We start from the raw sequence: 22,006 nt of genomic DNA, 5'->3' as shown, positions 1-22,006 counted from the left end.
TGAAAGTTCGATGAGGGCACTCAACGTATCCCTGGCCTGTGTCCGTGTGATGGCCATGAGAAACGATTCGCCATTTTCTAGGTCCTCCTAATCAATATCGATTAGGAGGACCTAGAAGTTGTGGGCGAATTTAAGGTAATCATCATCGTGGGACGGCCGCGTAGGGCCAGAGGAAACAGCCGAGGCCTGGACGTTCGTGTACCGTAACTGCGAACACTGGCTACGGAAGCTGGCCCTGCCACACTACTTGCGCAAGCTCGATGACGCCCGCAAATGGGCGCCCAACTGGTTCGACTACCCCGAGGCCGTCACTCTGGTCCAGGCACTGTGGTTGATGTGGGAACAGATGCGGTTGGACGGACCCCAGGCGATCCTCGTCTTTTACCGCGGTTACTTCTATCCGATGATGGACCGGCTCACCGGTCCCGAGGGCCCGTTCCATGCCTTTGGTGCGACCACGAACCCGCAACTGCCGGAGCCATGGGCAACGACGGCGGCACCGGCCGGCAACTTCCCCAGGCGAAGAACTAGCTTGGCCAACTGGTCTTATCGCACACCGCGAAGCGGAATGGGCAAGGTTCCGGGAGATGCCGTGCCCCGGATGCCTTTGCGGGGTGGGGAAGGAACTGTAGCATCTGCTCATGATGGCTTCAGCGAGGTCGCATAAAGTCCAGATCGCCGTCACGGCTGGTCGGGACCGCAAGAGAGCGTGCCGGCTACCGGGGTTCTTGTTCCGTCCCGTCGCTTTCAACCGAGATCGGCTGGACCCGACGGGGCCCCTTGATGATTCGACGTCGCTGTGGCTTTGACTCAGGACGAGGTTGGGCGCTGGCTGACATCCGTCGCGCCCGGGGTCGGGCTGACAGTGCTTTCCCGGGAAGCGGGTTTCTCGAGGGTTCGCCTCCGCCAGCAGCTCGTGGGTGATCGGGTTTCGGAGGAAACGATCATCAAGATCTCCCGTGTGCTCAACCTCCACCCGCTTGAGCAGCTACGGTACTTCACGGAGTACCAATACCTTGAACCGTCCCGGCCGGATCCCCGGGAAATCGGCGCCTTCATCCAGTGGGAGCATCTGCTGCGTGCGTGCGCCGCGCTTGAATTCGGTGAATCACTGATGGAACAGTCCCTGGGTCCGACTCATTTCGGGGAAACCAGTAGGCAGTGGATCGACAGCATTGATCCCGAGGGAAGTCTGCGCAAATACCTGCAAATCGCTGGGCCCATCAGCGATCCGGGGCTGTCAAAAATGCTCGGTGGTCCTCTGCGTTTGGATCTCGCGCTCTTGGCTGCGCAATACACGGGTCTCCCGAAGACATCGGCATGGGTTGTCGCCCAATTGCTCACGCCTGCGGAGGCCGGCTGGGATGTCAGTGAACGCGCTCAGTGGCTTCAGGGAATGGAAAGAACGGAACGCCTGGACGTTGTTGAGACGCGGATCCATGCCGCACTCATGCGGGAACGGAGGAAGCAGCCCTTATGAGTGGCTGTTATATGTGCCGCTCACGGATTCCGGAGACGGTTTTGAATCGCGATCGAAGCATGCTTCCACTTCACCCTTCGCTGGTCCCCGGGTTAGAGGGTTTTTGGGCCGGCACCGTCCCTGGCCGCGACGCCTTCGTAGTAGTTCTGGGACTGCAGCACGTCCTGGGCATAGGGCTTTTGAGAGAAGTGCTCCAGCTCGATGAGGCCGGCGGGCATGCCCGAGCTGGTCAGGATGGCCCGGCCGCGCGGCAGTGCCGCAAGGTCTGCCACGTCCATGATGCGTTCGCGCTGCAGGTTGGTGGACACAGACCTGCCGTGCTTCCCGCTGCTCGACGAGCGTTTGAGTACGTCGCGTTCGCCAATGAGTTGGGAGAGGAACGGGAGGAACTTGTCGTCTGACAGGCCCGAGCCGGCCACCCGGATGTTTGCGGCGCCCCAGAGCTTGGCCATGCCCTTTTCACCGTAGGCCTCGACGCCCTGGTTGTAGGACTGGAAGAACGTGGATACGATGATGCCGCGGGATCCGTAGTGGGAGTACACATCGGGCAGCTCGCGCCAGCGAACCACGTTGGCAGCCTCATCGAGCACCGCCATCAAGGGGGTCTTGAGCCGGCCGCCTGGCTGCCGCGCAGCCGTCTTTTCCGCTTCCGTCATCACGGCCATCGCCAGTGCCGCGGTGATGGCGCGAGCCGAGCCACCGCCCTCCTTGGATACCAGGAACAATGTATCGGTTGAGGTTGCGAACCGCTTGTGGTCGAGCTGCGGCCGTCCCGTCACGCCGGTGTCGCGAATCCACGGGATCACCCGGTCATAGGAGAGCACGTTGACCCACGGCCGCATCGTGCCATACACGCCGTCGCGCTGCTTTTCGGTCAGGTTCTGGATCTGTTCCAGTGCCGTGGCCAGGGTTACGTATCCGTTGTTGTAGAGAAGGTCGCGCGGGGTTTTGTCGTTGGGCACCTGTGCCCAGTAGAAAACATCGGTGATCGGCCGGCGCCCCACGGCAGCGGCAAAAAGCATATGCGAGAGCAGGCGTTTGCCGTCTGATTCGAAGTAGGCATCTTGCTTCGCCCCGGCATCGGTGGCAGAGGACACGAACACGTCGGCCAGCTTCTCGGCGGTTTCCATTTCCTTGACGAAGCTCAAGGGATTCCACCACCAGGATGGTTCTTCACCGATGATGCCCTGGACGTCGTGGACCCAGACCGTGCCCACGCGTGCGCGCGGGCCGCGGGTCATGTCCACGATGTCTCGCTTGTTCGAGGTGGCCAAGACAGGGCCTTGGGTTTCGAGGATCTGGGGCACGCACACGCACGAGGTCTTACCCGCGCGTGGTCCCATCAACCAGATTTGCACCCATTCCCACGAGGCATACAGCGGCTTACCTTTGTTCACCAGCTTGGCCAGGGGAACACCCGGCCCTGTTTGGAGAGCGCCCAGACGCTTGGCATCGATTTCGGCGGCCTCGCGGCCGAGCGGATCGAAGTCTCTTGCGTGGGACATGTCGCGGGCCAGATGGTCGATGCGCGAGCGGTTCGTGGTGTTGCGCCGGTAAACCACAACCAGCATCACCGCGATTGCCACCAGCAGCGACATGCCAAGGACGAAGACCAGCACCTGGATACCGCCCACGGGCAGGTACCCGCGGGCCTGGTCCACGAGGATGGAGACGGGGTTGCTGGTGGCCGGTTCCACCGCAGGATCCAGGATCGCCCCGAAACCCCACAACAATGCGCCCACCAGCGCCAGAGACAGGATGCCTCCGGCGAGCATCCACCCGATGTCGTTGGTGGCGGGTTGGTTCTTGCGCCCGGAGCGGGGATCTGCGCCGATCATGAGCGCACCATTTCCCAGGCGCGGTTCGTGTCGCTGACCTGCAGCTCCAGGTCGGTCAGGTGCGTCATGAACGGGGTGCCCGGTGTCTTGCCAACCTTGAGGATGAAGCGGCCGGCCCCGGGCCGCAGGGCCGCCCGGTTCGTCTTCGGATCGACCACGGCCTCGCCCGTCCAGTCGGTCATGAGCTGCTTTTCCTTGCCCGAGAGGGCGAAGACCTCCTCGAGGTTTCCCATCTCCGAGGGGGCCAGGCCGCCGAGGAACACCATGGCGGAGCGTTCCACGAATCCCCACGCGGTGGAGGTGAGGTGGTCCTTGGACAGTTTCAGGTCGTTCATGGTGTGGGTGATCATGACCTGCCCGATGCCTCGCCCACGGTTCAGACGGGTGATCGTGTCGATGAAGTGCACCATGTCATCGGAGGCGCGCAGGATCCGCCACAGCTCATCCATGACCAACAGGTAGGTTTTGCGCCGGCGCTTCCCCGCGCTGGCCAGGTGCTGTTCAGCCGATACCGTGGCCGAGCCCAGGTTCCAGCACAACGACTGGACGGCGGCAACCAACACGCTGTCATTCTCATTCACCCCGGAAATGTCGAACACCACCGGCACCCCCGGCGTGATGTGCGCATCCGAAGGCTGGGAGAACAGGTCGCCGTAGGCGCCGGAGGGGCCCAGATTGATCAGGGCATCGAGCAGGTCCTGGAGCCGATGGTCGTATTCGTGGTCATCGTCGTAGGCCAGCACGTTGGTGCGCAGGATTTCGGGGCGCGAGCGGATGTAGTCGATCAATTCGCCGAGCACCGGGGCATGCTGCAAATCCGGGTCGAGCGCGGTGATGGCCACGGCCAGGCAGGTGCTTTCGTGCGGGCGCAGCGGGCGGCCCAGCATCATCGAGGCGATGCCTTCCATCAGCGAGCGGCGGCGGCTGGTCATCTCCGACAGGGCGATCCCACGTGCCTTCGCATCCTCGATCAGGCTCAGGCTGGCCACCAGGGGGCCAAGGTCCAAGGGGTTGAGGTGTCCCTGTCCCGGGGAGAAGGTGATGACCTGCCCGCCCAGGGCCAGAATGTGCGGCACATAGTCGGGGCGCGAATCGGCAAGGACCATGGGCACCACGCCGCGTGCCGTGCAGGCGGCGATTATGCGGTGCACCAGCGAGGTCTTGCCCAAGCCGGGTTGGCCCAGGACGAAGGCGGAGGGGTTGGAAACGATCCCTGCGGTGAACCAGGCGATGGGATCCCCGGTGACCAGGGTGTTGCGCAGCAGGTGGCGGCCCAACGGGGCACCAATCAGGGGAAGCCCGGCGCCGGTGATGAAGGGCCAGAATCCGCATACCTGGACCGAAGACCCCTGCACCTCGAAGGGGGATTCGGCATAGCCGGCCGGCCCGCCGCCGGGACGGTTCCAGCCGGTGTCGCCGGGGGTGAGACGGTTCTGCGCACCTTCGTCCAGCAGGCGCCGGAGGAACCCTGGCTCCCGCGCTTTCCTGGGTGCTGCCCTGCGTGCCGCTTTTTCCAGGCGGGTCACGTCGCGCTTGGTGAGCGTGAGCGCAGGTTCCTGTTTCTCCTTCTCGGCCCGTTTCTTTTGTTCAACCAGTGTCATTAGAACCACGTCCTGATTTCGTCGGGGATCATCATGTGGTCCGGCAGCACCATGCCCAGCGGCAGGCCCGCCTGGAACGTCACGGCCTGGTTGCCGATCGCTTCCCGGACCCTCAGCTTGGCGTGGCTGACCATGCCTGGAACCGTGCGGTCGAACCGGCGCAGTTCCTCGGGATCGCGCACGCTGATGGTCACGATCATGCCGAACCGGGTCAGCCCGGAGCCCAGCGCCTCCTCCTGCGCGGTTTTCTGTGCCGCGGCCAACCGCTGCCGGGCACGAACCGAGACGCGCTGCTGGGAGCCGGAGAACATCGCGTCTTTTTGCTCGTTCTCCACCACGGTGGTGGTTTGATCCGCCGGGATCGGGCGATACAGCAGGGTCACGCGCTTGCGCAGTGCTCCCTCGCTGGGGGCTGTCACACGGGCCAGGGCATTGGAGGTGAAAGCACCCCGTGGGCCCTCATACATCGTCCAGCTCTTGGACACGGCCCGGTCGTGCCGGTAGAAATCGAAGGCATCCAGCGCGAAGGACGGCCCGGCATCCTCCCACCGAAGCCCCGTGCCCTCTTCCGCCTGCTTCTCTTCCACGGCGGTGGCCGTGGTGGGGTCGTAGGCGATGCGGGTGAAGTCGATGATTTCCTGGGCGGTGCAGGGACGCACCGACCCGGCCCCGGTGTTTGCCAGCCCGGAGACGATGCCGGGAAGCTTGTTCCCAATCTCCTCGGCCATTTCCTCCATGCCCCTGTCCCCGGCCTTGCCGTCGATGCGGCGGCCATCGAAGGTGACGGAGATGCGGGCCACGAGCTGGGGTGCATCGGAATTGTCCGTTTCGGCGATGCGGGCCATGACCTGCTTGGCGAAATCGGGGGCATCTTCGGTGAAGCTGTCGGCCAACAATTTTTTGAGGTGAAGCCCCGAATCTTGGGAAGACTCGATGGTGACCGAGGCGCCGCGGATTCCCTCGTCCAGGCCGCGCTGGGTCAGCCATGCGGCCCAGTGGGCCACCTGGGAATCAACGTCCGCCTGATCGACGAGGCTGTCGCCGTTGGGGTAGCACTCCAGCACCACGGAGTAGTTGTGGTGGCCGCGTGAGGACAGGCGGATGAGGCCGAAGGGCTGGCCGTAGGAGTCCGCGAACTCGCTCAGCTGCGACTTGGCCATCAGCCCCGGAAGCCGGGTCTGCCCGTCGGGGGTGAACCCGGCCGGCCCGGCCAGGTACAGGTGCTTGTTGGCCTTGACCCGTTGACGGTGGGCGAAGCGCAACATGAGTCTCCCGTAGATTGACCGGCCGTTTTTTCTGGTGACCAGCAGGAGCGCGGCACCGAGGATGGTGGCGCCCGCCACGATCAGCGAGGCCATGATCCATCCGCGCACGGCGAGCATGATCACGATGAGAATGATGGGCACCAGTGCGAGGCTGTGGCCCATCGACAGGCCCAGCAGGCCGGTGCGCCGGGGAACCGTGAGGTTTCCGAAGGTGTTGGGTTCGATGCGGATCTCTTGCTGTGCCATTACTGCCCGCCTTCTTCATTGATCGCTTCGTCCAGCGTGCTTCCCCGGGGAACGGGGCTGGAGCCGTTCATCTGCTGCACGGCAGCACCCAGATTGGTGGTACCGGTCTTAGCCCCGGAGCCAGATCCAGAGCCATCGCCGGGGGTGTGGCCCGAGGCCGCATTGCCCGGCGTGGAAGCACCGGATGATGCCTGGGAACCCGAATCGCGTGGCGAGGACGAGCCAGCGTTGCCGCCGGCCGAACCACCGGAACCACCGGCTCCGGCACCAGCCGCTTCGCCAGTGCCACTCCCGGGGCCGCCAGCTGAGCTCTCGGAACCCGCCGCGCCGGAGGTTCCCTTGGCGTCGGTTCCGCTGATCGATTCACCCACCGACGAACCACCGGACCCACCGGAAGATTGCGGGCCAGCGCCCCCGCCCCCGCCTCCGCCACCACTTCCACCAGCAGCCCCACTGGCAGTACCGCCTGCTGCAGTGGCGGCTCCAGCCCCACCGCCGGCAACAGCACTTGCTCCTCCAGCGGCCGCGCCAGCCCCACCTGCAACGGCCGGCGCAGCGGCGCCGCCACTGGCAATCACCGCCGCGCCGGCCGCGAGCGTGACGCCGGCGCCCAGCGCGGCACCGCCGGAGAATGCCCCGGCACCGACCCCGGCGGCAGGAACCACGAACTTGACGAGTGCCGGAAGCGCCAACGCCGCCAGCACCAGAATGAGGATTGCCATCAGCGAAGCATGGATCGCGTCGGTGATACTTGTTTCTTTGCCTTCGGTGCTGCTTGCCCCGTTGACGAGCATGCGGAACCCCAACGAATAGACGCCCGCGGCAACGGGCTTGAAGAGCAGCAAAGCGATCAGCCAGCCATTGGCCTTGCGCCATGCCTGCCGCCCGGACTCGGAACCGCTGGAGGCTGCCAGGACCACGATGAAGGCCGAGAGAATCAGGAACATCACGTCCCGGAAGTACATGAACAGCAGGTTGATCAGTGCCCCGATGAAGAGCACGATGAACATCAGAAATGCCGTGCCGGGGCTGGCCAACAGGGCCGAGGACGTTGTCAGCAGCTGGGCGAAATCGATCTCGCCTCCGGTGGACCGTTGGACGATCCACCGCGCGAACTGGTCAGAGGCAGTGAGCAGCAGGCCGATGCCTGTCGCATAGACGGCCGTGGCCAGAATGAGGTTGACGATGGGGGTCGCGATCCCGATCAGGCTGTTCTTGACGTCTTGAGAGGTGACCAACCTGATCAGGCCCACGAAGAACCCCAGGATGGCGAAGCCCGCCACGTACCAGGACATGTCGGCGCGGAGGCTGGCCACCGCGGCGTTGGCAACATCGGGGCTGGGTGTATCGAGCCAGAAGGTTGAGACCTGGGCGACGAAAGCGACAGCACCTTCGTAGATCGACTTCACGAAGTTGGTTATTGTATCGTCGGCAAATTCTTGGATTCCCTCTTTACCCTTGCAAACTACATCCCACCACTGGCATCCGCCTGTAGTCGCCATGATGGTTCCCTACTTCCAACGGGTGAAGGCACTTGTATCAGTGACAACGTCAGTCGTTGGTTCGCCCGAGCTTAGATCCAGTCGCCAGTCAGAGGATTTTTTGTCCCAGAGAACATTGATGCGTAGTGCAAAGCTCTGTTCCCCATATGGAGCAAGATACTCAACAGAGGCTTTTTCCTTGCTGCTGTTCATCACCCGGTATCCAGTGATCGCGGGATACTCACCTGACCCCGAAGCGTTCTTTTGAGCGTTGAAAATTGCTTCTCGCTGAGGAGATTCGGCTGCTGCCTCCAGAACGCCTGCTGATGAAAATTCAAAACTCAACGTAGCCCCTGCAAAGACTGCACCGGTTGGGGTGTGGCTGAAGCAGCGCCAGAAATCGCCGTCCTGTTTCGCGGCGCCGTGTTCCTTGGAGACCGGGAGCAGCATGCCGGCGGGGTGTCGCTTCCATTCGGTGGCCGGTGGATCGTTGGGGAAGGATGCGTCCGTGCTCAGTGCGGGGCAGTCTCCCGTACTGGGGGCTGACGAGCCTGCTGAAGTTGAAGGCGCCGCTTGGGCCGGATCCGTGGCCTGCACCATGGGGGTGTTCTCCAGGGTGGGTGTCGGCTTGGGGATCAGCACGATCCCGAGCACCACGACGGCCAGGATGAGGGCCAGGATGCCGCCCCAGCGTTTCCAGCTTTTGCCTAAGGGGTCTTGTTCCTCGGCCATGGGGACACTTCCTTCCTAATGTTTGGCGGCTGTCTCTAGACGAAGACGTTGATGATGGATCCTGCCGCAACCGCCAGGACGCAGACAACCAAACAGATCACCAGGCCCTTAAAGCCCTGGATCTCACGTCCGGTGAAAGCGGCAAAAGCAAGAAAACCAGCCGAGGCGAGGAAACCTGCGACGCCCAGCATGATCACGGCCCACGCGATCCAGTTGAGGATGGTGGTGAACCCCTCGGTGCCCGGCGGCTGTTCGGGGGTTGGGTTGGGGATGACCGAGGCGATGTGAGCGGTGGTAGTGAGCAGTTCGAAGAACATCTGCTTTCCTCTCTATGTGGTGGGTGACGGTGTGTTGAGCACGCGGATGATCTTCTTGATCCGCCCGGGAATCCGTGCGGGATCGGGTGGGGCGTCAAGCCACGCGTCGATCCATGGAATGTGGGTGCCGCGTGGCACCATGCGCAGCAGGCGCTTGGTGGCTCGTTTGCGGCCGTCGGAGAGCTTGGGGCTGGCATCGATGATGACCAGGGCGGAGAGCAGCGAACCGGTGAGTTTGCCGCTCGCCCAGGAGCGGATGAAGCGGTCCGTGGCCTCGATACCTGAGTGGTCGTTGCGTGCCACGGCGATCACGGGGGTCGGCCACGCGTTGCCGGTCCAGGTATTCATGGAGATGGGCCAGGCCCGGCCAATATCCGAGGCTGAACCACCAAGCAGTGTGGCAAGGGTGCTTGCCCCCGCCCCGCCATGCAGACCCATGACAGCGACGCCCTCGAGAGGGCCGACGTTCCGGGTTTCCCACGCCTCGAGGGGCGCCTCAAGGTGGAGCGACAGGCCCGGCTGGGTGGGTCCACCAACAAATAATGTGGATCCCATCAGGTCATCCCGAATGTCGGGGCTAGTTTCAGGGGATAATGTCTGTTTGGCTTGGACAAAAGGGTTAGACACGCCAGACACAGCTAGGTTCTCCTAAGCGTTATTGGCAGCTGTAATCGTTATTCAATCCTCAGCATAAACACACGAGCAAAACAAGATCAACGGTTAAAACAGCTAAAACAGGCAAAACGTTAAAGACTGTACAAAAGTACACAATCGTCCGAAACGCCTTAAAAGCCGTTGACGTGGCTAGCTCCTATCACTCACATTGGAGAAGTGCAGATGAATGATCCCGAAGCAGTGGACGGCCTCCTCGAGGCGCTACCAGAGCTTGCCACGACCGAAGAAATTGCCGAGCTGATGCGCGTCAAGACGGGGACGATCCTGAAGTGGAGCAAGGACTTCGGACTGAAGTCGATCTCCGTGGGCCCCCGCGTGCGTCGCTTCCGGAAAACCGACCTGCGGACATTCCTGCTCACCAGCGACGAGATAAGCGATACCGGCACTCCGCCGGCCAGCGGTGAGGTAAATGACGACTGATCCCGAGAAGGTCCCGGCCTTCCCCGTATACACGCTGCAAATCAGCGCGGACCACGAAGCCGTGACCCTCGACGGAGCCGCGGTACCCCTGGCCGACGACGATGATTTCGTCGCAGCAGGCATCGCGGCGATTGTCGCCAAGCTCCACCGGCACCACCTGGGTGTCGTGCGTGTCCGTGCCATTGACGCATCAACGGACAATTCCTGGGACATGATCGTTTCCGCCACGGGTGAGGTCGTGGACCTCTCCGAACAGCATGAAGCGGAGCAAGCCCGCAAGGAACGCAAAACAAGGCGCACCAAGCGCCTGATGTTCGCCGGGTTGGGCACTCTTGCAGTGCTCACTCTGGGGGGTGTCACCGCCGCGGTGGTGGTCGCCAACCAACCAGCAGCACAAGCACCGGCCTACGTTTCCCAAGGAGTCGGCGCAACCCTTCCCGCGGCACCGCCGCCACAGCACTCGCCCACGGCGGCCTGGAGCCACCCGGTGGCCGCAGGCAGCACCGTGAACATGATCGGTCCAGAGAGACTGTTGACCGCGGACCCCGATGGATCGGTCACCGCACGGAACCCCGAGACCGGGCAACCACTGTGGCGGGGCGCCGGTTCCCCCGAAAACCTGCACGGCATCCACGCAACATCCTGGGCAGGACAAAGCGTGTATGCCGCCGTCGTTGGCCAAGAGCTACGCCTCTGGCCAACCGCAATGCCCCATGACACCTACAGCGTCTCCCCCACCGCGATCGCCATGGAACCAGGGCAGAGCGCGCGAACCGACGTGGCGCTGCCATACATCGACCTTGGCGACTGGTACATTCGCCTACCCGATGCGGCCGGGAAACTCCACAACGTGATGATTCCCCCCGGATCCACCGTCCTGAACACCACCGCCGACGGCAGCATCACCACCCTGAGCGCAAACACGATTTACACGCTCGATAACCACGGGACAATCACCGCCGAGAAAAGCTTTGCAGCACCTGCGGGAACCACCAGGTATCCAAGCCGCGTATGGACTCTCGATGAGACGCACCTGCTGCTTGCCTGGGATGAGGGAACGGACCTGGTGGGCGTGCTCGACACCACCACCGGCCAGCTGCTTGTCTCTGCCAATCCACGCGCAATCCCGAGCGTTTCAGATGACCTTTTCGTAGACAGGAACGCCCGCACGGCGGCCATCGGCTCCATCGGTGTGAGCTACGGAAGCGTTGCGGCACTGACCGATTTGAAGTCGGCATCGATCACCAGCATTCACGGAACGACCGTCTACGCAAACACCAACAACGGCCCCGTCACGCTGGACCTGACCTATCCCGACGCCGAAATGCAGAAGTGGGACAACTACCGCACAGAAGATCCGGCCCCCGAACTCGTCACCAACGATGCCATCTACCTAGTGGCAACGCAGCTAGAAAACACCGTCGTTTACCGCTCCAACCGCACACAGTAAAGGGGGGAAGCACCATGGAAGAAAGCGGAAGCTCGGCAAAACTCATCATTGGTGGGCTGCTGGCCTTGCTGCTGCTCGTGCTCACTCCAGTGATCATCTTTCTGGGCGCACATGACGAACCCCCGGTAGACCCGAACGGCCCATGCGTGATCCAGGGCGAACCGGTCGACGACTCCGACAAACCACAAGCGAGCATCCCGGAACAATACCGAGACGCCGTGGAAGCGGCCTCCAAAACTGCAGGGCTACCCGTGGGAATCATCGCAGCGCAGATCCAGCAAGAATCCAATTGGAACCCCAAGGCACAATCACCTGTAGGGGCTGCGGGAATCGCACAGTTCATGCCCGGCACCTGGGCCACCTGGGGCAACGGAAAAGATGTTCTGGATCCCTTTGCGGGCATCGATGCCCAGGGCCGCTACATGAAGCACCTGTCCGATTTCGTGGCCGACCTGGCCACCAACGAGAACGAAAAGCTCAAGCTCACCCTTGCTGCCTACAACACCGGCCCCGGCAACGTCCAGAAATACGGCGGCATCCCACCGTTCGCTGAAACCGAGGAATACGTAGAAAAGATCATGAAGAACGCTCAACTTGAGTTTTCTTCCACCTGTGAAGCCCCGGGCGGTTTCGACTTCGGGGACCTGCAAGCCGGTGAATGGGCGCATCCGCTTCCCGCCTCGCGCCTGACCTCCGGTTTCGGTTCACGGCCTTGCCCCTTGTCCAGCTGCGCGGGACAACCGTATTTGATGTACCACGAGGGCATCGACCTCGCCGGTTCGGAGCCGTTCTTCTACGCCCCCACCGACATGAAAATCACCTACGTCAGTGTCGGCTCCCCGGACAAGCTTTACGGATTCTATGGCAACTACATCTTCGCCCAGATGACCGAAGCACCTCACCTGGTCTTTGAGTTCCACGAGGCCATGGATCATTCGCTACTCGTCAAAACAGGCGACGTTGTGAAGAAGGGGACCCCCTTGGGAAAGCCCGGTGCCACCGGCAATTCCAGCGGCATTCATGTGCACTTCCAAATCAACGACCCCAAGACCTCCGTGTTTGATCGCCCAGCTGTCAACAACGGCAAAACCATCGACCCGCTACCGATCCTTCGACAGCAAAAGGTGAATATCTGATGAAACGAAAACAACTCATGATCACCTCGGCACTCGTTGGGATCACGCTGAGCCTGGCCGCATGCAACTCGCCTGACAACGAGCCTGGACCGGCGCCGGCCAGCACGCCAGCACCAACAGCGACGGCATCGCCTAGCCCGAGTTCTGGGGTGCACGGGGAAGGCCACGCCAGTGAAGATCCGGCAAAGGTTGCCCTTGCCCTTGAGGCGGCCAAGATCATGACGACGTGGAACCCGGCCAAGGACTTCAACCGCACCGATGCGCAAATGCGTGCCCGCAAACTCATGACCGCAGAACGCGCGAAAGAAGTCATCGCACCCGAGCGACCGGCAACCGGCGAGGAATGGTTGAACGCAGCCGCCAAGAAAGCGACCAGCCACCCCAACGTCAAAATCGAAACAGCGCACCACGAGCAAAACAGCATCGCCGTCACTGCGACCTGGCAATGGGCCACCGCGGATGGAGAGACCTGGGCAGGGGAAGGAAAAACAACGTTCTTCTTCACCTTCACCGACAAAGCCCCCTACCAAATCAGGGACTACACCGCCTCAGGCCAGTAACCCCCCCCGAGAAGCCCCATCCATCGAGATTTCACTCCTTCGCAGAAAGTGAGAACACCATGAGCACCACCGGAAACATCATTGAAGCCATCGTCAACGCGGACGGAACGGCCACGGTCACCATTGAGGATCGAACCCACGAGTTCGAGGCTGCCAATGAAGAGGAGGCACGAGCCAAGACCCTGGCCCTCGTGATCGGCCACGCGGCCAGCCAGGGCGCGCCCGTGCGGGCCCTCATGACCGATGAGCAAGGCACCTGGCCGGTCAAAGTCCACCCGGACGGCAGCGTGGACGCTGACACAGGAAATGTTTCTCGAGTGGTCCATGAGGAACCCATCGCTGCACCGATCCGCAAGCGACAGAGCACCCCCGCGGACCCCTCCCCCGCCACGGACATGGAACAGCCGGTTACCAGCCGCAAGCCGGTGCCCAATGCCGATACAGCCCCCCAGATTTCCGCGCCCGAAGCAACCGCACCACAGGCGCCCGCCACCGGAGAGAAAGCGGCAAACCCCTTCACCCAGAAAGCGCCCACCCCGAGCACCAACAGCACCGGGCAAGAGCAGCAACCGGCCGGCCCCGGCACGCGCCGCGAGGCCCGCCAAAGCTTCCTGACCAAGGAACAGGTCGAAGAACCAGCCTCCAAGGGATGGCGCGGAAGCCTCACCCGCATGGGAATGCGCATGGCTCCCAGCGAGGATGAGCGGGCCGAACGGGGCGATGTGCAGGCCGTCAGCCAGCATTGGCCAGGCCCACGCACCATCGCCATCGTGAACGGCAAAGGAGGCGCAGGAAAAACCCCAACCACAGTGCTTCTGAGCGCCATATTCGCCCGCTACGGAGGCGCAGGAGTGCTCTCCTGGGACAACAACCAAACACGGGGAACCCTAGGTTGGCGCACCGAGCAAGGCCCGCACGAGGCAACCTTGCTCGACTTACTCCCCCAGTCAGAAAAGCTATTGGGTACCGGGGCGCAGTCCGCAGATCTGGCGCACTTCGTGCACCACCAAACCCGGGACAAATTCGATGTGCTGCGCTCCAAGCCGATGGCGCTGGCACACGAGCAACGCGTGGAGCCGGCCGACGTGGACGCCATCCACGCCGTAGCCGCAAAATACTACCGGCTGATTTTCATTGACAGCGGCAACGACGAATCAGACCCAATGTGGTTGCGCATGATCGACCTTGCCGATCAAATCGTCGTGGCCACCACAACCCGCAACGACCACGCGGAAGCCGGTGCGCTGCTCCTGGAAGCGCTGGCAGAGCGCAACGAACACTCAGCGAGGCTCGCCCGTGAAGCAGTGGCAGTCATTTCGCAAGCTGACCCCAAGGCCACTCGCGCCGATTTGGAACATGTAGCCAAGGGCTATGAAGCTCTGGTGCGGCAGGCTGTTCAAATCCCCCATGATCCCGCGCTTGTTGACGGGCAGATTTCCTACGAAGCGCTACGCCCTGCAACGCAACGCGCGTGGCTTGCTTCTGCGGCGGCAGTCGCGAACGGCATAAGCAACCGACGTGTCTGATGACTTGGGGAAATATATCGCGACACACCGAAGGGAGCCCTTGGTGCAGCTATTTCTGAAATGTAAATTGCTTCTATGGGTAATCTAACGCGCAGCAGAGTCGGGCGTCCTTCCAAAGGCGACCGGCATGTATTCACGACCCGTATTCCCACCTCGCAGGCTGAGAAAATTTTTGCCGTTGCCAAGGCCCAGGGAATTTCTGCCAGTGACTTCATCGCGGACATAGTCCTCGAACAGTTGGGCTCCATCGACATTGACGCTATCGACAATCAAACGGAGTTGCCGATTAAGCACGCCTCTTAAATGAAGAAGGCCCGCACAAGGCGGGCCTTCGATCAAGTTTCCAAGCTAGTCACTGAACATTCTTGGCCGGATTGAAGTGACTAGCTCCAATAGCTACACCCTTTTACAAGGACGCTGCTTATGCATGACAGTCTACACACAATTGTTTTTGAACCAACACCTGTACCCTCCACTCCCACGCGTGTCTTGTCTCACGATGCCCGCATCCAGGGGATGGAGGACCTTGAAAAGGCTCGCGCTGCAGCCGAGTGGAAGGCATTGGCCTCCGCAATAGCCGGACAGCCGATGATGCGACTTTCCAAGGATGGCGGTCGCAACTACTTCACGAAGAACACCCGCCCCATCAGTCCTGCGCTCCCTTCTTTCCCCGCGGCCGTGATGGTTACCGGAAAGGATGGGTGCGTTTCAGCATTCTGCTTGGACTTTGACTCCGGCCGCGGTGATGTGGCCGCGGATGTCAGTGAGCTGAAGAGCCTGCTTACCAAGTGCGGGCTGCGATGGATTGAAGACACATCTCCATCCGGAGGCATCCACGTGTATATCCCGTGGCGGAACCGTGTTGATTTCACGACTGCTCGTGAATGCGTTGAAGCGTTGGCCAAGAGATTCCAAAGCCTGGATCCATCTCCGCACCAGTCTGTTTATAGCGGGTGTATTCGTGTGCCAGGTTCTCCGTGGAAGCGTGGCGGCTACCAAACGTTGACTCAGCCGCTGTCTGTTGCTGTTGATGTGGCGATGCTCCCCAACCCGAGTCCCGGCCTTGTCGCCCTACGAACGGAGCTGTCGCCAGAACTGGCCGTTCTCCGTGAAGCAATCCCAGAACCCACTACCCCGCCCGGTGCCAAGAACGCCATCTCGGACCGCACTATGTTGCGTAGCGAGGCTGAGCAGATGGGACGTCACGGCACGTTCGACACCTCTCGATACAACTCGCCGTCGGAAGCCCGCCAAGCGGTCTTGGCATCGGCCGCCGGTTCCGGGTGGTCCCTGACCGATGTGCAGAAGCGCATGCACGAGGGTACCTGGGCCGGCCTCGCAGGGTTCTATGCCAGGTACACACCATCACAACGCGCCAAGGCCCTCAAGCGCGACTGGCTGAAAGCCGAAGCCTTCTGCGCCAAAAAAGCCAACGTTTCCCCGGCAGGGAAGAACGGCCGCAAATACGACACAAGCCGGATTAATACACAGGGGGGGCTAGGCGTTAAAGATCTAACCACCCACCAGTACCTCCGCTCATGGGAACGAGCACTCAACGCCTACGAGCGAACCCACCTGAGAAGCCGCGAAGGGATCTCTCTTCGGTTCCTTCTTCGAGCTCTACTTGAAGCAGCTCATAAGAAGGACTCCCCCGTTCTTGAATTCGGTGTTCGTTCATACGCCCTGGCTACCGGCACTCATCAAGCAACAGTGGCCAGGCAGCTGCGCTTGCTTGCTAGTGGCTCTACACCTTTGATTCGTCAGGCCGGCGAAGGCCGCGGGCGCCATGCGGATGCCTACGAGCTTGTAATCCCTGACGAGTACGCAGTCATTGCCGAGACGATGACCTGGAAAAAGGGGAAGACGCACGCTCTTCGACCCGTCTTTAGGGAACTAGGACAGGTAGCTGCTCTCGTCTACGAAGCCGTAGAAAAGAGCGAAGGCGATCTGAACACCCCCCGAATCGCTCGTGAAACTGGACTCTCCCCCACCAGTACCAAAGACGCACTCGAAATGCTCTATGCCTGGCAACTCATTAGTCGTACAGATAGTGGATGGGCCGTTGCATCACCCAGCAAGCTCCGAACACTGGCCGAGTATTTTGGAGTGCTTGAAGCCATTGCCGCTCAATACGCCGCGCATAGGCAGCAACGTGCCCAATGGCATGCCTGGCTCGACAACAGGACGAATGCTTTTGGTTCTCTAGCGCTCATAACTGATGACTATGAGTATGCAGATGAAGACATACCGTTCTGGCCGGACTACGAGGACCACCAAACCACGCTCGGTTCCCTAACGATGCGCAGAACTGCGTAAACAAGGCGTGTTTGTGAATGGACCACCAATCCCAATTTTGAGTCATGAAGACTTCGAAACCACACTAGAGTGGTACCAATTCAGTACCAAAATATAACTAGTGTGGTACCAGTTCAGACCGGTGTGGTGTTAGTGTAGTGCCATGATCCTACTTGTTGGCCACCATAAGGGTGGCGTCGGAAAATCAACGCTTGCCGTGAATATCGCCGTCGAAATGCAGCGTCTAGGAAAAGACGTAATCCTCGTGGAGGCCGACCCCACTGTTCACACCGTCACAAACTGGGCGCGCGACCGTGAAGAGAACGGGCACCGGTACATTCAGGCGGTGCAGATGAAGGGGAACCTTCGAACATCACTGGAAGAGCTGGGCGGCAAATACGACGTCGTAATTGTCGATGCACCAGGTAAAGACAGTAAGGAGATGCGCACGGCGATGACAATTGCCGACGTCTTCCTCATGCCCTTCCAGCCTTCGCAGGCGGACTTGGATTCAACGGCGGGTGTTGTAGAAACCCTGAGCGAGGCGCTGGACTTCAACCCGGCACTCAAAACGCTTGCAGCCATGAACCGCGCAGCGACCAATGTATTTTCGACTGACATCAGGGAATCGCAGGAATATCTGGCCGACTACCCGGAAATCACTCTTGCAAGCACCGTGATCCATGAGCGCAAGGTCTTCAAAAACTGCCTTGATGAAGGGCAAGGAGTAGTGGAGATGAAAGATTCCAAAGCCAAAGCCGAAGTTCAGCTACTTACCCAGGAGATCCTCACATGGTGAAGCCTCGCACTCGGCAGACGCCCGCGACTGACCGCCAAATTGAAGAATTCGCAAACCGAGCAGAACAGCAGTCGGTTCCCGTTCCAGTTGCAACACAGCCAGATTTGCCGGCCTGGAAGATTCGAAACAAGGAAAAGAAGACCACCGGACTGAATTTCCGGACCAGCACCAGCCAGATGAACCTCCTTCGGGCGGCTGCGGAGCTAGAGGAAATAAGCCAGCAGAAACTGCTGGAGCGTATTGTTTGGCCCATTCTGGAGGAACGATACGGTTCAGGCACTGCAGAGAACGCTTAGTACCATCACTACACCGGTACGATTTCAGTATGGTACCGGTGTAGTGCTGGTGTAGTACCAGTGTAGTACCAGAATGGTACCGCACTGGAGTGGAGTGAGTTTGGCGTGGTGCCAGTACCATACCAGTGTGGTACCAGTTTGACTGAACATCTTGGGGGTGCGAAATGAAATTCCTGCCCAGCTGATGTTTTCCTCCGCGGAGGACAAGAAGGATCAGTCCGAGCGCAGCGAGGGCCGTTAAGGATGAATGGCCACCTCGGAAGGGAACCGAGGTGGCCATTGGTGTATTCGCGAGTTGAGAATACTGTTGCGGGGTTGGGAGTCCCGGTACCGGGCTTGATCGCGACCGGGGTGGTGCCCGGTCAAACCCGGAACGGGGTGATGACCGATCAAACCCAGAGCAAGGAGATTTGCCCCAGCCGTTCAAATTTCCGGGGCAAACCGTCCTACTGGTTGATGTTATCAACAATGACGCGTTCTACCGTGCTGACTTGGTATCTCCAGGTTTCAAGGGTCGTCGGGCAGGTGGCCATGTCGGCTTGCGGGTGGCGCCAGTCCTGGCGGTCGCAGGTGGCCTTGTAGGCGCTGATCATCAGCGCAATGGTTGCCTTCCCCGGGTTGGCGCCCAGGCGGGGAGAGGTAGTTACCCAGTTCGTCGCGGTCGAAACACTTCGATACCGTGGACGACTACCGAATACTTGCCGCAAGGCAGACAGGGTTCCTTTTCTGTAGGGACACACCGCGGCCCCCGGCCTTGTCTCCGGGGGCCGCACCTTTTGGTCCTAGGTGCGGCGCACTGGCACCAGCCGTCCCCCCCTCGGCCGGGGCATTCACGAGCCGGGCATGCGCATCATCGTCTTGCCCGGCTTGAATGCCCGTTTCCCTCATGCCCTTTCCCGGGCCGTCCGCTGCGTCGATGGTTCCTATGAGTTCCACCATCCAAGGGCAGAGCAAATCGTGGGCAGCGGACGTATCCTTATGTAGAACTAAATTTCTAAAAATTGGGGTGCAATGATGACTATTCAGAACATACGTTCCATAGATGGTGGCGGCGACCAGATAATGCTGCCGGTCGCTGAGACGTCCGTGGCTGCCGGGTACCCTAGCCCGGCCCAGGACTACTTCCTTGGGTCCATCAACCTCAGCGAACACCTCATCCACGACACCACCAGCACCTTCATCGTTCGGGTGTCCGGGCATTCCATGCAGGGCGCCGGGATCGCGGACGGCGATGAACTCATCGTGAACCGCGCCCGCAAACCCGTTGACGGTTCCGTGGTGGTGGCCATCCTAGACGGAGAAATGACCGTCAAGCGCCTACGCCTCACTCCGCAAGGTGTTGTTCTGCAGGCCGAAAGCCCGGACTATCCAGATCTGGCCGTGGGGGAGTTGGCTTCCCTGACGGTGTGGGGAGTTGCCGAAACATGTCTGCATCGCCTTTAAATGGTGCTATTGCATCTGATGCAGGATCTTGCGGGAACCCGGAAGAATACATTGCCCATGTGGACGTCAACAGCTTCTATGTGAGCTGCGAACGGGCGTTTGACCCAACGCTCATCGGCCGGCCGGTCATCGTGTTGAGCAACAACGACGGCTGCGCCGTCGCACGCTCCGACGAGGCGAAGGCCTTGGGCGTGGAAATGGGTGCGCCCTGGTTCAAGCTGGAAACAGACGCTACGTTCCGCGGGGCGGGACTGGTCGCAAAATCCAGCAACTACGAACTCTATGGCGACCTGAGTTCCCGCGTGATGCAGCTGCTGGGTCGGCACTCGGCATGGGTCGAGGTCTACAGTATCGATGAGGCATTTCTCGGTGTCCGGGGCACGCTGCCCGAGTTGCAGCAGCTGGCCCGGCGCATGAAGCAAGACGTGATGGATCACCTGGGGCTACCGGTCTGCGTGGGCATTGCCAAGACCAAGACGTTGGCCAAGCTGGCCAACAAGGCGGCCAAGAAGAATGCCCACCTCGAGGGTGTCTGCGTGTGGGAAGCCGTCACCCTGGCCGACCGTGAGCAACTGCTCGGCCGGCTGCCCGTCGTTGAAATCTGGGGCATCGGCCCGCGCCTCACTAAACGTCTCAACGGTTTGGGGATCTGGACCATGAAAGACCTCCGGGACTCCGACGCGGTCATGCTGCGCAAGCGCTTTTCGATCGTCATGATGCGCACCATCCTGGAATTGCGCGGCATCCCGTGCATCCCCATGGAGGAGGAACACGAAATCAAAGACCAGCTGATTTTCAGCAGATCCTTCTCCACCCCCATCACCGACACCCACGGCATGGAACAGGTCTTGGGGATCTATGCACAACAGGCCTCCGCGCGCCTGCACAAGCATCAGCGCCAGGCCAAGGTGTTGAGTGCCTGGGCGATGACGAGCTACTACAACACCAAGGACAACCACCAGCCGGCCGTCACCGTTGCCCTGCCTGGCCCCACAGCGGATCCCCTGTTGTTGACCCGCGCCGCCAAGGAACTGCTTCCCCAGATCATCAACGGCATCAAGTACGCCCGCGCCGGAATCGTGGTGACCGATATTCGCCCGACCGGAACCCAGGAAACGTTCGAGCCCTTCGTGAACCCGCACGAGGCCAAGGAAATCGGTCCCCTGATCCAGAAGATCAAACAGCGCCACGGCGCCAGTGCCGTGGGCCTGGGGCTGGCAGGGATGAAGGCCGGCCCTGAGTGGACGATGCGCCGGGAGATGATGTCACCGCGCTACACCACGCACTGGGACGAGTTGCTGGTCGTGAAGGCCGGCTAGCGACCCGTGCCTCGGGTGGTGCATTTGGGTGCCGACGATGGTTTCGCGGCTCCCCATGACGCGGCGATGCCGTGTCTTCTGCTCGCACCGATCGCGTCTTCTGCCAACGCAAGACCGCGCCCAAGTGCTACCTGCACTTCGTGGCCAAGACCCCGAGGGCCAGCAGCCACGAACCAAGCCGCCCCATCCAAGAAATGGCCGCGACATTCGCGGGTATCAAGACCGGGGGATTCCACCCGGTCACTGAGCACACCGCCAAGGTCGCGGCCCGCCGTGAGTTCTCCGTCCTCCCTCTGTGCTTCGCGGCCCAAGAAAAGCACCTAGACCGCACCGCGTGGAGGAACCCTACCGCCGTGGTCCCGGCTTCCCCAGGCAGGGACCCTCGTTGGCGTTTCCCTATGGTTCCCCATGTGCCGGCTTGCGGGTCCGGGCTTGACGGGACTCGCTCGGAACTCGGGCAAGCATTCCATAAGTGCCATTACCGACGATCCAACCTAAAGGCTCGGGCCATCCGCCCCTCGTCAACCGGCGGCAGGATTGCCGGGACAGTTCAGACACCGTGGAAGATTAGGGGTGAAGCCGACCCAATGGAGAGTTCGTTGAAAGGAGAGCCCGTGGTTTTTGTTGCGAGTGATGCCAACCGGTGGTTCAACACGGTCGCTCCCGGCACCGGACTCAGCGTGCTCTCGAAGGGAGCCGGTTTTTCCCGCATACGCATCTTGCAACAAATGGCAGATGACCGCGTCAAGGAGGAAACGATCATTGGGGTCTCCCGCGCCCTGCATCTGGACCCCCTGGAACAGCTCCGCACGTTCCCCGGATACGAGTCGCTGGCCCCTTCCCGCCCCGAGCCCCGGGAAGTCGACGCCTTCATCCGGTGGGAACATTTGCTGCGCGCATGTGCGGCGCTTGAGCTGGGAGACCCCGTCACGGATTCCTCGCTGGGACCCACCTTTTTCCGGGGCACCAGTCGACAATGGGTCGACAGTATCGACCCCGACCGTGGACTGCGCAAACACCTGCAGCAATACGGCCCGGTCACCAGCCAGGGGCTCTCGTCGATGCTCAATGGGCCCCTGCGCATCGACCTGGCGTTGCTTGCGGCGAAGTACGCCGGCGTTCCGCAG

Annotated in this window: 22 protein-coding genes; 14 read left to right on the top strand and 8 right to left on the bottom strand. The window is 61.2% G+C overall.

Annotation, left to right across the window (positions count from 1 at the left end; all coding sequences use genetic code 11):
• Nucleotides 1-196 precede the first annotated feature (196 nt).
• The gene (locus tag JOF47_RS19195) at nucleotides 197-667 is read left to right on the top strand and encodes a DUF4913 domain-containing protein (RefSeq protein WP_210001947.1); all 471 of its coding nucleotides are present in this window, start codon (nucleotides 197-199) and stop codon (nucleotides 665-667) included.
• 132 nt (nucleotides 668-799) lie between these two features.
• Nucleotides 800-1,480, top strand: coding sequence for a hypothetical protein (locus JOF47_RS19190; protein ID WP_210001945.1), 681 nt, complete (start codon nucleotides 800-802; stop codon nucleotides 1,478-1,480).
• Nucleotides 1,481-1,572: 92 nt separating this feature from the next.
• On the opposite strand, the gene JOF47_RS19185 is transcribed toward JOF47_RS19190, so the two are convergent.
• From JOF47_RS19185 to JOF47_RS19155, 7 genes are all read right to left on the bottom strand, one after another.
• Nucleotides 1,573-3,318 (bottom strand): type IV secretory system conjugative DNA transfer family protein, encoded by a 1,746-nt coding sequence (locus JOF47_RS19185; protein WP_210001943.1) that lies wholly within the window; start codon nucleotides 3,316-3,318, stop codon nucleotides 1,573-1,575.
• Nucleotides 3,315-4,919 (bottom strand): hypothetical protein, encoded by a 1,605-nt coding sequence (locus JOF47_RS19180; protein ID WP_210001941.1) that lies wholly within the window; start codon nucleotides 4,917-4,919, stop codon nucleotides 3,315-3,317. The genes JOF47_RS19185 and JOF47_RS19180 overlap by 4 nt, the downstream gene beginning before the upstream one ends.
• Entirely contained in the window at nucleotides 4,919-6,430 is a 1,512-nt protein-coding gene (locus tag JOF47_RS19175) for an SCO6880 family protein (protein WP_210001940.1), read from the bottom strand. Before JOF47_RS19175 ends, JOF47_RS19180 begins: the two co-directional genes overlap by 1 nt.
• Nucleotides 6,430-7,839 carry a hypothetical protein gene (locus JOF47_RS19170; protein WP_210001939.1) on the bottom strand — a complete coding sequence of 470 codons (1,410 nt, stop codon included), beginning with the start codon at nucleotides 7,837-7,839 and terminating at the stop codon, nucleotides 6,430-6,432. Before JOF47_RS19170 ends, JOF47_RS19175 begins: the two co-directional genes overlap by 1 nt.
• 102 nt (nucleotides 7,840-7,941) lie before the next feature.
• Nucleotides 7,942-8,643, bottom strand: a complete 702-nt coding sequence (locus tag JOF47_RS19165; RefSeq protein WP_210001937.1) for a DUF8175 domain-containg protein — start codon at nucleotides 8,641-8,643, stop codon at nucleotides 7,942-7,944.
• Nucleotides 8,644-8,678: 35 nt separating this feature from the next.
• Nucleotides 8,679-8,960, bottom strand: a complete 282-nt coding sequence (locus tag JOF47_RS19160; protein ID WP_210001936.1) for a hypothetical protein — start codon at nucleotides 8,958-8,960, stop codon at nucleotides 8,679-8,681.
• 12 nt (nucleotides 8,961-8,972) lie between these two features.
• Complete coding sequence (locus JOF47_RS19155; RefSeq protein WP_210001935.1) at nucleotides 8,973-9,515, bottom strand: DUF6668 family protein; 543 nt, start codon at nucleotides 9,513-9,515, stop codon at nucleotides 8,973-8,975.
• A gap of 282 nt (nucleotides 9,516-9,797) precedes the next feature.
• Between JOF47_RS19155 and JOF47_RS19150 the strand changes: the two genes are divergently transcribed.
• From JOF47_RS19150 to JOF47_RS19110, 9 genes are all read left to right on the top strand, one after another.
• Nucleotides 9,798-10,055: a helix-turn-helix domain-containing protein gene (locus JOF47_RS19150; RefSeq protein WP_210001933.1), complete on the top strand. Its 258-nt coding sequence runs from the start codon at nucleotides 9,798-9,800 to the stop codon at nucleotides 10,053-10,055.
• Entirely contained in the window at nucleotides 10,045-11,505 is a 1,461-nt protein-coding gene (locus JOF47_RS19145; RefSeq protein WP_210001932.1) for a hypothetical protein, read from the top strand. Before JOF47_RS19150 ends, JOF47_RS19145 begins: the two co-directional genes overlap by 11 nt.
• Before the next feature lie 65 nt (nucleotides 11,506-11,570).
• Nucleotides 11,571-12,641 carry a transglycosylase SLT domain-containing protein gene (locus JOF47_RS19140; RefSeq protein WP_210001931.1) on the top strand — a complete coding sequence of 357 codons (1,071 nt, stop codon included), beginning with the start codon at nucleotides 11,571-11,573 and terminating at the stop codon, nucleotides 12,639-12,641.
• Between the two features lie 17 nt (nucleotides 12,642-12,658).
• Nucleotides 12,659-13,201, top strand: coding sequence for a hypothetical protein (locus JOF47_RS19135; protein ID WP_210001929.1), 543 nt, complete (start codon nucleotides 12,659-12,661; stop codon nucleotides 13,199-13,201).
• A 59-nt stretch (nucleotides 13,202-13,260) separates the two neighbouring features.
• On the top strand, nucleotides 13,261-14,727 hold the full coding sequence (locus JOF47_RS19130; RefSeq protein WP_210001927.1) for an AAA family ATPase: 1,467 nt from the start codon (nucleotides 13,261-13,263) through the stop codon (nucleotides 14,725-14,727).
• Nucleotides 14,728-14,802: 75 nt separating this feature from the next.
• A complete protein-coding gene (locus JOF47_RS19125) occupies nucleotides 14,803-15,030 on the top strand; it encodes a hypothetical protein (protein ID WP_210001925.1) in 228 nt (75 codons plus the stop codon).
• A gap of 213 nt (nucleotides 15,031-15,243) precedes the next feature.
• Entirely contained in the window at nucleotides 15,244-17,043 is a 1,800-nt protein-coding gene (locus JOF47_RS19120; RefSeq protein ID WP_210001923.1) for a bifunctional DNA primase/polymerase, read from the top strand.
• Nucleotides 17,044-17,185: 142 nt separating this feature from the next.
• The gene (locus JOF47_RS19115; protein ID WP_210001921.1) at nucleotides 17,186-17,821 is read left to right on the top strand and encodes an AAA family ATPase; all 636 of its coding nucleotides are present in this window, start codon (nucleotides 17,186-17,188) and stop codon (nucleotides 17,819-17,821) included.
• Nucleotides 17,815-18,117, top strand: a complete 303-nt coding sequence (locus JOF47_RS19110) for a hypothetical protein (protein ID WP_210001919.1) — start codon at nucleotides 17,815-17,817, stop codon at nucleotides 18,115-18,117. The genes JOF47_RS19115 and JOF47_RS19110 overlap by 7 nt, the downstream gene beginning before the upstream one ends.
• A 446-nt stretch (nucleotides 18,118-18,563) precedes the next feature.
• Here the strand turns inward: JOF47_RS19110 and JOF47_RS19105 are convergent, their stop codons facing one another.
• Nucleotides 18,564-18,710 carry a hypothetical protein gene (locus tag JOF47_RS19105; protein ID WP_210001917.1) on the bottom strand — a complete coding sequence of 49 codons (147 nt, stop codon included), beginning with the start codon at nucleotides 18,708-18,710 and terminating at the stop codon, nucleotides 18,564-18,566.
• Between the two features lie 418 nt (nucleotides 18,711-19,128).
• Here JOF47_RS19105 and JOF47_RS19100 point away from each other — a divergent pair, with 418 nt between their 5' ends.
• From JOF47_RS19100 to JOF47_RS19090, 3 genes are all read left to right on the top strand, one after another.
• A complete protein-coding gene (locus JOF47_RS19100; protein ID WP_377738840.1) occupies nucleotides 19,129-19,560 on the top strand; it encodes a LexA family protein in 432 nt (143 codons plus the stop codon).
• A gap of 59 nt (nucleotides 19,561-19,619) precedes the next feature.
• Nucleotides 19,620-20,879 carry a Y-family DNA polymerase gene (locus tag JOF47_RS19095; protein WP_342592869.1) on the top strand — a complete coding sequence of 420 codons (1,260 nt, stop codon included), beginning with the start codon at nucleotides 19,620-19,622 and terminating at the stop codon, nucleotides 20,877-20,879.
• A gap of 728 nt (nucleotides 20,880-21,607) precedes the next feature.
• A partial coding sequence (locus JOF47_RS19090; protein ID WP_210001913.1) for a hypothetical protein occupies nucleotides 21,608-22,006 on the top strand: 399 nt, incomplete at its 3' end.

The organism is Paeniglutamicibacter kerguelensis (assembly GCF_017876535.1).
Lineage (GTDB): Bacteria > Actinomycetota > Actinomycetes > Actinomycetales > Micrococcaceae > Paeniglutamicibacter > Paeniglutamicibacter kerguelensis.
Note: the sequence above shows the minus strand (reverse complement) of the source record. Positions and strands in the feature narration are given on the sequence as shown.

Coding starts and splice junctions, on each gene's coding strand:
- JOF47_RS19115 (WP_210001921.1), top strand. CDS start 17,186: ATGATCCTACTTGTTGGCCACCATAAGGGTGGCGTCGGAAAATCAACG.
- JOF47_RS19135 (WP_210001929.1), top strand. CDS start 12,659: ATGATCACCTCGGCACTCGTTGGGATCACGCTGAGCCTGGCCGCATGC.
- JOF47_RS19110 (WP_210001919.1), top strand. CDS start 17,815: ATGGTGAAGCCTCGCACTCGGCAGACGCCCGCGACTGACCGCCAAATT.
- JOF47_RS19100 (WP_377738840.1), top strand. CDS start 19,129: ATGATGACTATTCAGAACATACGTTCCATAGATGGTGGCGGCGACCAG.
- JOF47_RS19165 (WP_210001937.1), bottom strand. CDS start 8,643: ATGGCCGAGGAACAAGACCCCTTAGGCAAAAGCTGGAAACGCTGGGGC.
- JOF47_RS19160 (WP_210001936.1), bottom strand. CDS start 8,960: ATGTTCTTCGAACTGCTCACTACCACCGCTCACATCGCCTCGGTCATC.
- JOF47_RS19185 (WP_210001943.1), bottom strand. CDS start 3,318: ATGATCGGCGCAGATCCCCGCTCCGGGCGCAAGAACCAACCCGCCACC.
- JOF47_RS19175 (WP_210001940.1), bottom strand. CDS start 6,430: ATGGCACAGCAAGAGATCCGCATCGAACCCAACACCTTCGGAAACCTC.
- JOF47_RS19130 (WP_210001927.1), top strand. CDS start 13,261: ATGAGCACCACCGGAAACATCATTGAAGCCATCGTCAACGCGGACGGA.
- JOF47_RS19150 (WP_210001933.1), top strand. CDS start 9,798: ATGAATGATCCCGAAGCAGTGGACGGCCTCCTCGAGGCGCTACCAGAG.
- JOF47_RS19105 (WP_210001917.1), bottom strand. CDS start 18,710: ATGATCAGCGCCTACAAGGCCACCTGCGACCGCCAGGACTGGCGCCAC.
- JOF47_RS19145 (WP_210001932.1), top strand. CDS start 10,045: ATGACGACTGATCCCGAGAAGGTCCCGGCCTTCCCCGTATACACGCTG.
- JOF47_RS19155 (WP_210001935.1), bottom strand. CDS start 9,515: ATGGGATCCACATTATTTGTTGGTGGACCCACCCAGCCGGGCCTGTCG.
- JOF47_RS19125 (WP_210001925.1), top strand. CDS start 14,803: ATGGGTAATCTAACGCGCAGCAGAGTCGGGCGTCCTTCCAAAGGCGAC.
- JOF47_RS19180 (WP_210001941.1), bottom strand. CDS start 4,919: ATGACACTGGTTGAACAAAAGAAACGGGCCGAGAAGGAGAAACAGGAA.
- JOF47_RS19120 (WP_210001923.1), top strand. CDS start 15,244: ATGGAGGACCTTGAAAAGGCTCGCGCTGCAGCCGAGTGGAAGGCATTG.